Origin of the sequence: Pseudomonas tremae (assembly GCF_001401155.1) — a bacterium.
GTDB classification, from domain to species: Bacteria; Pseudomonadota; Gammaproteobacteria; order Pseudomonadales; family Pseudomonadaceae; genus Aquipseudomonas; species Aquipseudomonas tremae.
The window spans coordinates 1-15,959 of sequence record NZ_LJRO01000415.1 but is presented as its reverse complement, the minus strand read 5'-3'; the positions used below and the strand labels follow the sequence as shown (position 1 = coordinate 15,959).

Sequence of the window (15,959 nt, the reverse complement as noted above, 5' to 3'; positions counted from 1 at the left end):
CACGGGGATGGCTTGGTCAACCGCTTTGGGCGACGATCTGGAAGTCGTCTGGCAAAGCCTGCTCGCCGGACGTTCGGGCATCCGCTCGGTTGACTTCCCTGTTGCGCTGCGCAGTCCCTTGGCTTCGCCATTGCCCGACCTAGACCCAGCCCTGCCGCTGCCGGAGCGTCAGCACCGGTTGACGGTGGCGACCCTGCGCCGGGCGTTGCAGGACGCTGGACTGGCGAAAGCTACCGAGGAAGTGGTGCCGGTCCTGGCCACCAGTTATGGGCACCATCTGGACGTGCCGGAGACCGAATCGCTCTCCCGCTGGGCGGTGGAGGCGGCGCGAGAGGCAGGCTGCCAGCACGCGCCGATCACCGTTAGCACGGCCTGCTCGGCAGGGGCCGATGCGCTGTTGCTGGGGTTGAGCCTGATTCGCAGGGGCTTCACCGATACTTGCCTGTGCGGCGGTGCTGACATCCTCACCCCGGCCAAGCGGCTCGGGCATTCGCAACTGGGTACGCTGTCGGCGGACGGTCTGCGTGCCTTCGATCGCGCGCACAGCGGGACCGTACTGGGCGAAGGCGCGGGTTTTCTGGTGCTGGAAACGCGGGCCGCCGCACTGGCCAGGGGCGCGCGGCCCTACGGCATCCTCGCCGGGGCTGGCTCGGCCAACGACGCCGTGAGCGCGGTCGCGCCGGACCTGTCGGGCGACTGTCTGGCCTTGGCAGTACGACGCGCTCTTTGCGACGCGGGCCTTACCGCCCACGAAGTCGGTTGCATCAGTACCCACGGTACCGGCACGCGGCTCAACGACGAGGTCGAAACCAAAACCTACAGCGATCTATTCGCCAGCTCGCCACGCCTTCCACTGCTGTTCGGCACCAAGGGCGCCTTCGGGCATACGCTCGGGGCTACCGGCGCGCTGGAGGCTATCAGTCTCCTGCTGGCGCTAGGTAACCAGCAGGTACCGCCAATCGTCGGCCTGGAAAATCCCCTGACAGGGATAGCGCTGCCCTTGGCCATGCGGACGGCGCTTGCCTGTCCCGCCGAGGTCGGCATCAGCGTGACCCTAGGCTTCGGTGGCTTCGATACCTGCCTAGTCTTTCAACGTGCACGAGAGGCGATGCGATGACCGACCTCGATTGGAGCGTCTACCATCTAAACGCCCTTGGTCAAGCGGAGTCAGTGGCCGCCCTTGGCTCGGAGGGAGGCGCGGCGCAAAAAGCCTCCGCCTATGCCGATCCACTCTCCTGGCTGGTGTTCGAGGCCGTGGATTACGTCCTGGACAACTGCCGCGATGCGGTGCTGGCCGCCGGCCAGACGGTGGGGCACATTGTCGTGAGCGACGTCTGCACCCTGCACACCATGCAGCATATCGCCCGCGATCTGGGTAGGAATCGCCTGTCGCCGCTACGTTTTTCCGGTGCCTGTCCGGGACTGGTCTGCAGCCTGCCAGGCCAACTGCTGCGTTTTAGCGGTCCCAGCCTGGTCCTGTCCATGCCCCCCCAGGGCGGCCTGAGGCCGGCCGCCCTACTCGCCCGGGACTGGCTCGATAGCGGCGCTGCCAGTTACGTATTGGTGAGTGCCCACGACACGGACGGCGCACAGCATCGAGTGCGCTGCACCTTGCTGCAACTGCAGACCGAGCAGGTGAGCCCATGAATGTGGTTGTCGACACCCAAGGCGTCCAGGCGCTCTTCGAGCGGGTACTGCCTATGGAAGCGGGCAGCGGACGCGAGCCTTTTGAGGGATTCGCCACCCTGTGCGAGGGCTTGCAGCGCCTCGGGGTCAAGCCCGGACGCGCGGTGCTGGTGGCGCTGCCCAACGGGACCCACTTCGTGGCCTTGCTGTTTGCGCTGCTGCTGCTGGGTGCGGTACCGACCCCCTTGCCCTACGCAGCACCGCCTGGACGTATTCGCCGCTTCGCCAAACTACTAGGCGCCGACCTGTTGATCCTGCCCTGCGGCGCCGCCATCAAGGCGCTCGACGCGCGGGAGGCCGGACGGCTATCGAGCGAACTGCAATGGGCCAGACTGAAGGACATCGTCACCCTGCCCTACGAACCAGGCGAAGTGGTGCTGCTCACCTCTGGGACTTCCGGCATCTTCAGCGGCTGTGTGTTCGACAGCGCGGCGCTACTGCTCAACGCTAGGCGACATGCCGCCTCCATTGGCCAAAGCGCCGCCGATCGGCTGTTGATCAACCTGCCGCTATTCTACTCTTTCGCCTTCGTGGCGCAGTTGCTCAGCAGCTATGTCCTGGGCAACGAGGTGGTCCTGGCTACGCCGCCGTTCACTCCGATCCATTATCACCGCACGCTCCTGGACCTTGGCATCACCCTCTCTTCCTTGACGCCCGTGATGGTTACGGCGTTGTGTGCGGCGGACCTGGATGGGCTGCCGCCCTCACTGCGCCGGTTGACGATCGGTGGCGACGCCTTGGCCGCCAATCTTGTGCCGCGGCTGCTGGCCCGCAACCCGGACCTCGAGCTCTATCTGACCTATGGCCTGACCCAGGCCGGCCCACGCGTAGCGACGCTGGCCGCGCACCTCGAGCCCGCCGAACGGCACGCGTCGGTCGGTCGGCCGTTACCGGAGGTCGAGGTCGAGCTGGGAGGAGCGCCGGGTGCTAGTGAAGGGGAGTTGTTGGTGGTCACAGACACCGCCATGCAGCGGCGCATCCGTGCCGGTGAAACGGACCGCTTGCCGCCGCTGCGCGGCCAGAAGCGCCTGGTCGCCACCGGTGATCACTTCCATATCGATGCGGATGGCTATCTGTTCTTCCGCCAGCGTAACCCGACGTTCGTCATGCGCCGAGGGGAAAAGCTCTGTCCCCGCTCGATTTGCGAAATCGTCGAAAGCCTGCCCGGAATCGTCAGTGCCGAGGCTTGGGTACGGCCGAACGCCGGGCCGAACGACGAGGTAGCGCTGATCCTCGATGTGCAGAGCCAGGACCCCGATCTCAATGAACAAGCGCTACGGCAACAACTTGCCGGGATCCTGTTGCGCGCTGAGCAACCGGATCGACTGGACGTCACCTTCGCGCAGCACGCCATCTGGCAAAAAGGCCGCCGTTAATCGTTTCCAATATTTCTGCAGGAGTCTGCCCGTGACCACCTTCACCGTGCCCCTGATTCTGTCGGATGCAAGCCCCACGGCACTCGCCGCTACCGCGCAACGTCTGCGCGCCGAGCACGAGACGCGCTCCTTCGCCGAATGGCAAGTATTCTGCCGACAGCAACTGACACGCGACCATGCCGAATACCGCGCGGCCATCTTAGCCACCGATCAAGCCAGCCTACTCAAAGGGCTGGATATGCTGGCCCGCGGCCGAGCCTCGCGCCATCTGGTGCTGGGCCGCGCCGACCAGTTGCGACAGCCGGTACTGGTGTTTCCAGGCCAAGGACCGCTATGGCCGCGGATGACTACCGGACTGAGCGCGACCCTGCCGAGCTACCAGCAGGCCCTGCACCGCCATGGCGATGTCATAGAGGCGCGTATTGGCTGGAATCCAGCACGGGCCCTCGCCGAGGGCGAGGGAATCGAGCGCCTCCTGCGAATCCAACCGCTGCAATTCGCGCTGGCCTGTAGCTTGGCAGAAACCTGGCGGGCCTTCGGGATCGAGCCCGCTGCCGTGATCGGTCACTCCGTGGGCGAGGCCGCCGCCGCCCACGTCGGCGGCTATCTGGACGAGGCCAGCGGTGCCGCGCTCACAGTGCTCTGGGGCGAGACGCTCACCGCCATCGAAGGCCAGGGCGGAATGCTGTCGGTAGCCGCAGCGCTGGACGACATCAAGCCCCTGCTGGACGACCAAGAAAGCCTCAGCGTCGCGGCCATCAACGCGCCGCGCAGTGTGACGTTGAGCGGCACCCTGATGGCCCTCGATGCTTTGCAGGCGCGACTCACCGACGCTGGCTTCTGGGCCTGGCGCGTACCTGGTGGTCAGGTGGCGGGTCATGGGCCGCAGGTGGAGCAGCTACGCGACGCCGTAACGTCGCGCGCCCCGGCCAAAGTCATGGACGGACAGGTTCCCTACTATTCCTCGGTCAGCGGCGGACGGCAAAACGGCGAGCATCTGGATGCGGACTATTGGTTCCGCGTACTCCGCGAAACCGTGCGCTTCCAGGATAGCCTGCAGGCGTTGATTGCCGATGGGCACCGCCTGTTCATAGAAGTGAGCCCGCATCCGGTGCTGACCTCGCTTATCGACGAAGCCCTACGTGGCGCTGGTGTCGTCGACGGGGCCGTGGCTACCCTAGACCAGCGCAAGGATGATCGTGAAAGCCTGCTGCAGGCCATGGCCCATGCCTTCGTGCACGGCGCCCCGGTGGACTGGTCGCAGGTGATCGAGCGGTTGCTGCCGGAAGGGTCGATGTCAGCGCAGCTGGCGCCCACCGCCGCAACGGCAGGTGACGATACCCTCGCCGCGGCGAACCTCGCCCAACTCGGTGAGCCTGAACAGTGTCGGCTGCTGCTCAAGCTGCTGGCGCAGGAGATGGAAACGCTGATCGGCCAGCCATTTGCCAGCGAGACCCAGGCATTTCGCGACTGCGGCTTCACCTCGCTGCATGTGGTCGAATTTGCCCAGGCCGTGTCGGCCGCGGTCGGCGTCAGCCTGCCGGTGACTCTGGTATACGACCATCCTACCCCTCGCGCCGTCGTCACCTATCTGCGCGGCGTCCTTGGGCTGCAGTCACCGAGCCAGCGCCAGGCCGCACCCATCGTGACGGGCGCGCACCATGACGAGCCCATCGCCATCATCGGCATGAGCTGTCGTTATCCGGGTGGCGCCAACAGCCCGGAAGCGCTCTGGACGCTGTTGATGCAAGAGCGGGACGCGATCAGCGAGTACCCGACCGACCGCGGTTGGGACACCACCAAGCTCTACGATTCCGAGCCCGGACGGTTCGGCAAGATATCCACCCGCACCAGTGGTTTTCTGCATGATGCCTCGGCCTTCGATCCAGCCTTCTTCGGTATATCGCCGCGTGAAGCCCTCACTTTGGAACCTCAGCAGCGCCTGTTGCTGGAGGTTTCCTGGGAGGCCCTAGAGCGTGCTGGAATAGACCCGGCCTCGTTGCACGGCTCCCTGACCGGGGTCTACGCCGGCATCATGGGGACGGAGTACGGTACCCAGATCCAGCACGCCTCGGAGGACGTGACCGGCTATGGCTACATGGGCACGGCCACCTGCGTAGCCGCGGGCCGGGTGTCCTACTGCCTAGGCCTGCAGGGACCGGCGCTGGCGATCGATACCGCCTGTTCGTCCTCGTTGGTGGCCATCCATACCGCCTGCGAAGCGCTGCGTAGCAACGACTGCCAGTTGGCCTTGGCCGGCGGGGTCACGGTCATGCCGACCCCCGGGGTGCTGATCGACTTTTCCCAGCAGCGGGTTCTGGCCCCGGACGGCCGCTGCAAGGCCTTCTCGGCGTCGGCCGATGGCGTTGGCCTGGGCGAAGGCGTGGGCATGCTGGTGCTCGAACGCCTCTCCCAAGCGCAAGCCAAGGGGCGCTTGATCCTCGGCGTCATCCGCGGCAGCGCCGTCAACCAGGACGGCGCCTCCAACGGCCTGACCGCGCCCAATGGCACCGCGCAACAACAGGTCATTCGCCACGCCCTAGCCAATGCGGGTCTGCAGCCCGAGGACGTGGATGCCGTCGATGCCCACGGCACGGGCACCCGCCTCGGCGATCCCATCGAAGCCAATGCCCTGCTGGCCACCTATGGCCAGCGCCCGGCGGAGCGGCCGCTGCTGCTGGGCTCGATCAAGTCGAACACCGGCCATACCCAGGCCGCCGCCGGGGTCGCCAGCCTGATGAAGATGGTGATGGCCCTGCGCACAGGCACCCTGCCCCGCAGCCTGCACATCACCGCGCCCTCCACCGAGGTGGATTGGTCGACCGGTGCCATCGAGCTGCTCAGCGAACGGCGCCCTTGGCCAACCGTAGCCGACCGGCCGCGCCGCGCCGGGATTTCCTCTTTCGGGGTCTCCGGCACCAATGCGCACCTGATTGTCGAAGAATACGTCGCCCCCGCGGCTACAAGCGCCTGCCAGGTGCCCGAGACCCAGGCTCCGTTGTGGCCGCTGGCAGCCAAGAGCACCGAAGCCCTGCGCGATGTTGCCGCACGCCTGCACGGCCATGTGCTCGAGCAAGCGCACCTGGCGCCGGACGATATCGGCTACACCCTAGGCATCTCACGCAGCGGCTTCCCCTTCCGCGCCGCTCTGCGCGGCACCTCGCGCGAGGCACTCTTGGAAGCCTTGCATGCGCTAGCGAGCGGTACGGACCATCCGTGCCTGCTCCAGGGCACGGCGCAGGTCCGGGCGCGCAAGCGGGTCTTCATCTTTCCCGGTCAGGGCTCCCAGTGGGCCGGCATGGGTATGGAGCTGTACGCCGCCTTCGCCGTCTATCGCCAAACCATCGACCAGGTCGAGACCGCGCTGCAGCCCTATGTCGACTGGTCGCTGGTCGCGGTGCTGCGTGGCGAGGAAGGTGCACCTTCGCTTGAGCGTATCGACGTGGTCCAGCCCGCCCTGTTCGCGGTGATGGTGGCCATCGCCCGCCTTTGGCAGTCGCTGGGCTGCACCCCGGACGCGGTGATTGGTCACTCGCAGGGCGAGATCGCCGCGGCCTATATCGCCGGGGCCCTGAAGCTGGAGGATGCGGTCAAGATCCTGGCCATCCGCTCGCAACTGATGCTGGCCCAGGCCGGCACCGGCGCCATGGCTACCGTCGTCCTGCCGGAGCAGCAGGCCGCCGAACTGGCCGCGCGGGTGGACGCCTCGCTGACGCTGGCGGTCTTCAACAGTCCTAGCAGCACGGTGATCTCCGGCGCCACCAATGCCATCGCGCGGCTCCTGGAAACCTGCAAGCGAGAACGCATCGTAGCCAGGCGCGTCGCGGTCGACGTGGCGGGGCACTCCCCACAGATCGAAGTCCTGCGTCCCCAGTTGCTGGCGCGCTTCGCCGACCTGCGACCCCAGGCGACGCAGATCCCCTTCTACAGCACCGTCGCCGGACACAATCCTGCCGTCTCCCTGGATGGCCGCCAGCTGGGCGCGGGCTATTGGTGCGACAACCTCTGCCTGCCAGTGCGCTTCGCCGACACGGTCCAGGCGCTGAGCAGTGCAGGCGACGTCACCTTCATTGAATGCAGTCCCCATCCGGTGCTCTTGCCACCACTGGAAGAAACGATTGGCGACCAGACCAGCAGCCTCGGTTCGCTGCAACGCAACAAGCCTGCGGTCGATTGCCTTGTGGCAGGCCTCTCGCAGCTCTACCTTGAGGGTCACCCGTTGAGCTGGCGGGCGCTGTATCCCCAGGGACGCATCGTCGAACTGCCCACCTATCCGTTCGATCACAAGCCGTTCTGGCTTACCGGACAAGGACCGACCGATGTCACCGGTGCGGGCCAGCGAGCCACCCAGCACCCACTGCTGAGCGCGGCCGTGGATCTACCCGAGGGTGGCATGCTGCTGACCGGCACCCTCGGACTCGGCGCCCATCCGTGGCTGGCGGATCACGCTGCGGCCGGCGTGGTACTGCTGCCCGGGACCGCCTACCTGGACATGCTGCTGTTCGCTGCGGCCCAGACCGACTGCACCCAGTTGCTGGAGCTGACGCTACAGGCACCCTTGGTGCTGGAGCAGCAGGGGCAGATCGACCTGTTGCTCACGGTGAGCCGAGCGGAAGCCGAAGGCCTGCGCCAGGCCAGCCTGCATGCGCGACGCCATGGCGATGCCACCGCCGGTTGGACCCTGCACGCCAGTGCGCAGCTGGTGCCGATGCCCCCCCAGACACTTATTCCGCTCGACCAGGCTTGGCCACCGACGGCCGCCATCCCCTTGGACAGCGCCGCGCTCTATCAACGGCTCAGCGAGGCCGGCTACGAGTACGGCCTGGCCTTCCGGGGGCTAACCGCCGCCTGGCAGGACGGCGAACGGACCTACGTCGAGGTAACACTACCCGAGACCCTGCCCAGCGGCACCCACGTCCTGCACCCCGCCCTGCTGGATGCGGCCCTGCATCCCTTGGCACTGGCTGACGAAGAAGCCGCCGCGCCATTACGGCTGCCCTTCGCCTTCTCAGGCGTCAGCGTGACCGCGGAGCGCCCGCGCCAGCTACGCGCAGTGCTGCAGCGCACTCAGGCCGAGACCTATTCGGTCAGCGCCTATGACGAGACGGGTAACGCCCTGCTGCACATCGCCGCGCTCCAGCTGCGCCCGGCCTCCCGTGACACCCTGCGAGATCTGGCCCGTGTCCAGCCCGCCCATGACCTGCTGCGGCTCACCTGGAGTCAGTTGTCGGCACGACCGCGCGTGCAGCGAGCCGTGACGCGCTGGGTACGGATAGGCACTGCCGAGCCAGGGCTCAGCAGCGCGCCGACCTATCCCTCTCTTACGGCTCTCGGCCAAGCGTTGGAGTCCAGCACCACACCAGCCGATGTCCTGGTCTGGCCCTTGCCCGAGGTGCAGGGCGCGAACAGCGCGCTGGCGACCCGCCAGCTATGCGTCGAGGTGATCGCCCAACTGCAGGTCTGGCTAGCCGAAGAGCGTCTGGCCGATACCCGGCTGCTGGTAGTGACCCGCAAGGCCAACGCCACGGTCGCCGGTGAAGCCGTCGATCCGGCTCATGCTGCCCTCTGGGGTTTGCTGCACAGCGCGCAGAACGAGAATCCGGGGCGCTTGTTGCTGCTGGACACCGAGGGGCCCTTGGCCGATCCGGCACCATTGCAGGCCGTGCTGGCCAGCGACCAGCGCCAGTTGGCCCTGCGGCGCGGCCAGCTGCTGGTTCCGCACCTTACCCGCAGCGGCCCGAACAGCGTTCTCACCCCGCCGCTTGGCGGTGGCGCCTGGCGGCTAGAGATCACGCGTGCAGGCAATCTCGACGACCTGGCGTTGCAACCGGAACCCCAGGCCGATGCTCCATTGGAAAACGGCCAGATACGCTTGGCAGTGCGCGCCGCCGGGGTCAACTTCTACGACGTGGTCTGTGCCCTAGGGCTGATTCCGCCGCAACACAAACTGGGGACGGAAGCCGCAGGTATCGTCACCGAAGTCGGCACGGGCGTCACCGACCTGCGGCCCGGCGATCGTGTTCTGGTAATGAGCGAAGGCGCCTTCGGCCCGCTGCTGGTCGCCGACCAGCGCACGGCGCGCAAACTGCCCGCCGACTGGACCTTCGCCCAGGCCGCCGGCTTCCCGGTAGCGTTCCTGACCGCCTACTACAGCCTGGTCCGGCTCGCCCAGGTGCGCCCCGGTGACAAGGTGCTGATCCACGCGGCCGCAGGCGGTGTCGGCCAGGCGGCAATCCAGTTGGCGAAGCATCTGGGCGCCGAGGTCTTCGCCACCGCCCACCCGGACAAATGGCCGATCCTGAAGGCCTTGGGCATCGCCCAGGATCATATCGCCACTTCGCGGGATCTGAGTTTCGCCGGCCGCTTCGGCGCCCTGCTTGGCGAAGCGGGGATGGATGTGGTGCTCAACTCCCTGGCCGGCGAGGCGATCGGCGTCTCCTTGGCCTTGCTCGGTCGCGGCGGACGCTTCATCGAACTGGGCAAGACCGAGGTACGCGAGCCCGCCGCGGTCGCGCTTCAGTATCCCGGACGCCACTATCATTACCTAGACCGACCGGACCAGGATCCACAGGACACCGGGCGTATGCTCGACGAGTTGCTCGGCTTGATGTGCGACCGGATACTGACGCCCCTGCCGGTCACAGCCTTCGACCTGCGCGATGCTGTCCAGGCCCTGCGCTGGATGCAACAGGGGCGCCACACCGGCAAGGTGGTGCTGACCCTGCCGCGCACCCTGGACCCGGACGGCACGGTACTGATCACCGGCGGCACCGGCACCCTAGGTAGCCTGGCGGCACGCCATCTGGTCGTCACCGGGCAAGCCCGGCATCTGGTATTGGCCAGCCGCAGTGGCCCCCAAGCGGACGGCGCCCTGGCGCTGCGCCAGGAGTTAGAGGCCGCGGGCGCCCAGGTCCGGCTGGCAGCCTGCGACCTAGCCGATCCCGAGTCCGTCGAACGCTTGCTCAACTCGCTGCCTGCCAAGCACCCGCTGACCGCCATCATCCATACCGCCGGGATCCTAGCCGATGCCACCCTGCCCAACCTAGGCCCCGAGGAGCTGGAGCGGGTCTTCGTGCCTAAGGCGGACGCCGCTTGGATGCTGCATGAGCGCACCCGCCAGCTGGATCTGGCGGCGTTCGTCCTCTACTCTTCCAGCGCCGGCACACTGGGCAGTCCCGGCCAGGCCAACTATGCCGCGGCCAACCGCTTCCTCGATGCTCTGGCGCAGACGCGGCAGCGCCAGGGGCTGCCGGCGACCTCCCTGGCATGGGGCTGGTGGCAGCCGGTCACCGGGCTCTCCAGCCGCCTCACGGCGGCGGATAATGCTCGGATCGCCCGCACGGGCTTTGCGCCCATCACCCCCGAGCATGGTCACGCGCTGCTCGACACGGCAATCGCCGCGCCCCAGGCATTCTTCGTCGCGGCACCGCTCAATCCGCAGACGCTACGCAAGAATGCCCAGGCGGGTACCTTGCACCCGCTGTTCGAGCGTCTGGGGGGGGGCAGCCCCGGCGCGCGGGGCAGCGAGGGTCCGGCAAAGGTGCAGGACCTGCGCCAGCTACTGGCTGGACTTGATCCTCAAGCACGAACCAAGCAGTTGCAGACCGTCATCGCGACCCAGGTCGCCGCTATCCTGGGCCTGGACGATCCGGGCCAGGTGCTACCGGAGGCGACCTTCAAGGAGAGTGGCATCGATTCGCTGATGGCGCTCGAGCTGCGCAACCGGTTGGCTACCGCCGCGGGGTTAAGGCTAGCGGCGACCCTTACCTACGACCAGCCGACACCGGCCGCCTTGGCGGCCTACCTGAACGACGCCTTGTTCCCCGACGGCGGCGCCCCCGACGCGGACACCGCGGCGATAGACGAGCCTAAGGTGCGGGCGCTGCTCGCCAGCCTGTCGCTGAGCGCCTTGCGGGAAGCCGATCTACTCGCCCCTCTGCTGCAGCTTGCCCAGCATCCCTTTGTCAAGGCGCCGCCCCTTGCCGCCGACCTCGCGACGGCGAGCGCGGACGAGCTCGTTGCCCTCGCCCTGCGAACCCAGGAGTAAGCGCCATGACCGAGACCAAGAACACCGACAGCGAGCGGCTGACCGAAGCCCTGCGGGCTAGTCTGATGGCCAACGAAACGCTCAAGCGGCAGAACCACGAGCTGCAGGCCGCCGCCCAGGAACCCATCGCCATCGTCGCCATGGGCTGCCGGTTGCCCGGTGGCCTGGCTTCACCGGAGGCGCTGTGGCGCCTCGTCGAAGCGGGAGAGGCCTTGAGCAACGCCTTGCCGAGCGACCGGGGCTGGCAGCTAGACAGCCTGTTCCCCGCAGACTCGCCGCTCCGCGAACGCGTTGCCGGCTGGCGGGGTGGTTTTCTCGACAAGGTCGCCGGCTTCGACGCCGCCTTCTTTCGCATTTCCGACCGTGAGGCCCTGGCGATGGACCCCCAGCAGCGACTCCTGCTGGAGGTCTGTTGGGAGGTTCTGGAACGGGCCGGCATCGTGCCCGACACCCTCAAAAACAGCGCCACCGGCGTGTTTCTCGGCGCGACTCAGAACGGCTATCTCGCCGACTTGCAACGGCGTAACCCGGCTGCCGACGGCTATCGCTTGCAGGGAGGACTCAGCAGTATCATCTCGGGACGCATCGCCTTCGTCCTCGGCCTGCGAGGCCCGGCGGTAACGGTCGATACCGCCTGCTCCGCTTCCCTTACCGCCATCCACCTAGCGGTCCAGTCGCTACGCAGCCACGAGTGCTCGCTAGCGCTGGCCGGCGGGGTGACCGTCATGGCCACGCCTGAGGTCTTCGCAGAATTCACCAGGCAGAACGGCTTGGCCGCCGATGGCTACTGCAAGGCCTTCGCCGAACAGGCCGACGGCACCTGCTTCGCCGAGGGTGCCGGCGTGTTGCTGTTGGAGCGGCTCGCCGACGCCCAGCGCGCCGGTCATCCGGTGCTGGCGGTGATCCGCGGCACCGCAATCAACCAGGACGGCGCCAGTAACGGCCTGACCGCGCCGAGTGGCTCGGCCCAAGAGCAGGTGATCCAACTGGCGCTACAGAATGCGCGGTTACGCTCGCTCGACATCGACGTGGTCGAGGCGCACGGTACCGGTACCGCGCTGGGCGATCCCATCGAAGCAGGCGCGCTGATCAACACCTATGGGCGCGGACGCCCGCCGGAGCGGCCACTCTGGCTGGGCTCGCTCAAGAGCAACATCGGGCACACCCAGTTGGCGGCGGGCGTCGCCAGCGTCATCAAGATGGTGATGGCGCTGAACCAGAGCGTGCTCCCCAAGACCCTGCATGCCCAGGAGCCCTCCCGAAAGATCGATTGGTCGGAGCAGACCGTGCGCCTGCTCGACAGGGCGCGTCCTTGGCCCGAGACCGACCGGCCCCGGCGGGCCGGAGTGTCGTCGTTCGGCTTCTCCGGCACCAATGCCCACCTGATCCTCGAACAGGCGCCACCGGCCACGCAGGTTGCCTGTCACCCGACCGTCGCCGAGCTGGAAGGGCTGCCAGCCATCAGTTTCCCGCTGTCGGCCGCCTGTGCGAAAGGCTTGCGGGCCCAGGCGCGCCAGACCATCGCCCTGCTCGAAAACCCGACAACCGACCTGGCCGCGCTCAATGCATCGCTGGCACTGCAGCGCAGCGCCTTCGATCATCGCGCGGTGATTCTGGCCACCCAGCGCGAAGACGCCCTGATGCAACTCCGCGCGCTAGCCGAAGGCCGGCATGCCCCGGGCCTGATCCAAGGCAAGCGCTCGCCAAGCGGCACGACCGCCTTTCTGTTTTCAGGCCAGGGCGCGCAATGGCCGAGCATGGGCCGTAATCTGTACCGCCTCTGTCCGCCGTTCGCCGCAGCGCTGGACGAGGTCTGCGCCGCCCTCGACCCCTTGCTGGCGCAGCCGCTCAAGAACGTCATGTTCGCCGACAAGGGCAGCGACCGCGCCGCGCTTCTGGATCGCACCGACTTCACCCAGCCAGCCTTGTTTGCCTTTGAGGTGTCCCTGTACCGGATGCTGCGGCATTTCGGAATTGTCCCCGACGTGCTGCTGGGCCATTCCATCGGCGAAATCGCCGCGGCCCATGTCGCTGGCGTCTTCGCGCTGGCCGATGCCGCACACTTTGTCGCCGTGCGTGGCCGCCTCATGCAAGCCATCACCCATGAGGGCGCGATGGTCGCCATCGAAGCGAGCGAGCAGGACGTCAGGGCCACCTTGGCCGGACTCGAACAGAGCGTCGCCATCGCCGCCGTGAACGCGCCGACGGCCGTGGTGATCTCCGGCGATCGCAGTGCGGTCGAGCGCCTGGCCGCGGACTGGCAGCAACGGGGGCATCGCACCCAAATGTTACGGGTCAGCCATGCCTTCCACTCGCCGCACCTCGACGGCATCCTCGCAGAACTGCGCCAAACCCTGGCAGGGCTCAGCTTCCACGCCCCCACCCTGCCCATCGTCTCGACCGTCACCGGTATGCCGCTGACCGCCGAGCAGGCGCGCTCGCCCGATTACTGGGCCGACCAGGCCCGCCAACCGGTACGCTTCGCCGCTGCGCTGTGCTGGCTGCTGGAGCATCGCCTGACCACGGCCGTGGAAATCGGGCCGGATGCTGTCCTCACGGCGCTCGGCCGGACCAACGCGAGCCACCATCCCAACGGTGATACGGCGGCGCAGTGGATCGCCCCCCAGCGTCGCGACAAGGACGATTCTCGCCCGCTGTTCGCAGCGCTCGCCCAGCTATACACCCGCGGCGCCGCGCTGGACTGGCGCCGCCTGCTGCCGCCCGCCCCCACCTTGGCCTTGCCCACCTATCCTTTCCAACACCGGCACTATTGGTTGCAGCCGCGCTCCTGCGCGAACGGCCACGCGGGCAACATGCCAGGCCTGCTAGCTCTGGAGCATCCACTGCTGGCGCACGGGCTCGAACGTGCCGATGGCCAAGGTTGGGTGTTCTGGGGGCAACTGGATGGTTCCCGCCAGCCTTGGTTGCTGGAACATCGCGTCGGTGGCCAGGCGTACGGTGCCGGCGCCATGACCGCAGAGTGCATCCTGACAATAGGCAACCGGCTGGGCTGTCCGTGGCTCCAGGACCTGACACTGCAACGCCTGGTGCCCTTGCCGGAGCAGGGTGCGGTCGATATCCAGATTTACCTCGACGTACCCGACGCACAGGGTGTACGTAACGTCGCGGCCTACTATCGCCCGGCGGAGCCAGATGCCACGGGTGGCTGGCAGCACTTTGCCAGTTGCCAGCTGTTGCCCGACCCTACCGAGCCACCGCTCTGGCCTGACCTGCAGACCGCCGTCTGGCCGCCAGCCCACGCCGAGCCGACGGCCTTCGCCGACCTCTATGCGCGCCTGGCCGAACAGGGCGTGGTACTGGAAGGCTCCTTCCGGCGGATCGTCCGCGCTTGGCAGAGCCCCGAAGGCATCTACGTAGAAGCGGAGCGTGCCCATAGCGAGCCAGGCTCGACTTTTACCCTGCACCCGACGCTGTTGGACGCAGGCCTGCAATCGGGCCTGCTGGTCGAGGGTGCGGCGTCTTCCGCCGCCGCACCACGCCTGCTATTCTCCATGAGTGGCATGCGCCTGTACCAAGCCGGTGCCACGCAGCTACGTGGCCTGCTGCAACTCAAGGCGCGGCCCACCTCGCCGACCGCGCCCCGCGACTACCGTATGCGCCTCGCGGACTACCAAGGCCGGGCCGTCGTCACCCTGGACTCAATGGTGCTGAAGTCGGCCAGCACAGGCGTCCTACCACGCCGCCTCGTCGGCTACCGGGTACTGTGGCGCGAGGTATCGCCCGACCACGTGGCTGACCCGCACGAAGCGCTCTGGCTGGGCGCCAAGGACGACCTGCCGAGCGATTGCGTCAGCGCTGCCTACCAGCACCTGGCCGACGCGATCACCACCTTGGCAACGACGCCACCCGGCACGGCGCTCGTTCTTGTACCGCCAGTACCCCCGGCTACGCCGGCCGCGGCGAACCGCGCCCTGCAAGACCTAGCGGCCACGCTACGCGAGTGGCTGGAAGATGAGCGGACGGCAAGGCATCCGTTACTGGTGGCAACCCGCCGGGCGGTGGCCACCGCCGATGACGAAGACGTGCCCAACCTGTCCCAGGCGGCGCTCTGGGGACTCGTGCGTACCGCACAGGAGGAACACCCCGGCCGTATCCTGCTGCTGGACCTGGATACCGCACACGCTACCCCGCGTGACTTCGCGCGCGCCTTGGCAGCCGCAAAGGGCGACGAACCGCAATTGGCATGGCGCCAGGGGCGTCTGTTGACACCGCGACTGGTCCGATCCAGTGGCGTGGAGCCGGCAACCGAGCAACGATCGGACGTCTCGCTCGATCCGGAGGGCACCGTGCTAATCACCGGGGGCACCGGCACCTTGGGTCGGGCCCTCGCGCGTCACCTGGTCGCCAAGCACGGCGTACGTCACCTGCTCTTGGTGAGTCGTAGCGGTGCCGCCGCGCCCGAGGCCACCGCCTTGGTGGAAGAGCTGGCCGAACAGGGGACCGCCACCACGGTCGCCGCCTGCGACGTCGCCGACCCGCAGGCCCTCGCGCAGTTGCTGGACGGCCTGCCCGCACGGCATCCACTGACCGCCGTCTTCCATGTCGCTGGCGTCATCGAGCCGGCGCCTCTGTTGCAACTCACCCCCGCACAGCTCGAAGCGGTGGTAAGGCCCAAACTGGACGCGGCCTGGCAACTCCACCTCCAGACCCGCCATCGAAACCTGGCTGCCTTCGTTCTCTATTCCTCGGCAGCCGGCCTGCTGCCCCAGCCGGGCCAGAGCCACTACGCCGCAGCCAACACCTTCCTCGATGCCCTCGCCCACCATCGTCGCCACTTGGGCTTGCCCGCAGTGGCCCTGGCCTGGGGCCTGTGGGCCGAGCGCTCGGCC

Annotated in this window: 5 protein-coding genes; all 5 read left to right on the top strand. The window is 67.5% G+C overall.

Features of this window, described 5'->3' with window-relative positions; genetic code table 11:
- The first annotated feature begins 7 nt into the window (after positions 1–7).
- The gene (locus tag ALO43_RS22725; protein WP_005894389.1) at positions 8–1,117 is read left to right on the top strand and encodes a beta-ketoacyl-[acyl-carrier-protein] synthase family protein; all 1,110 of its coding nucleotides are present in this window, start codon (positions 8–10) and stop codon (positions 1,115–1,117) included.
- On the top strand, positions 1,114–1,647 hold the full coding sequence (locus tag ALO43_RS22720) for a coronafacic acid synthetase (RefSeq protein ID WP_011105120.1): 534 nt from the start codon (positions 1,114–1,116) through the stop codon (positions 1,645–1,647). The genes ALO43_RS22725 and ALO43_RS22720 overlap by 4 nt, the downstream gene beginning before the upstream one ends.
- Positions 1,644–3,062: an AMP-binding protein gene (locus tag ALO43_RS22715; protein ID WP_007252518.1), complete on the top strand. Its 1,419-nt coding sequence runs from the start codon at positions 1,644–1,646 to the stop codon at positions 3,060–3,062. The genes ALO43_RS22720 and ALO43_RS22715 overlap by 4 nt, the downstream gene beginning before the upstream one ends.
- Positions 2,950–11,109, top strand: a complete 8,160-nt coding sequence (locus ALO43_RS22710) for a type I polyketide synthase (RefSeq protein ID WP_080267899.1) — start codon at positions 2,950–2,952, stop codon at positions 11,107–11,109. The genes ALO43_RS22715 and ALO43_RS22710 overlap by 113 nt, the downstream gene beginning before the upstream one ends.
- Before the next feature lie 5 nt (positions 11,110–11,114).
- Positions 11,115–15,959 (top strand): type I polyketide synthase (locus tag ALO43_RS22705; RefSeq protein ID WP_054998101.1); only part of this gene is annotated, 4,845 nt, incomplete at its 3' end.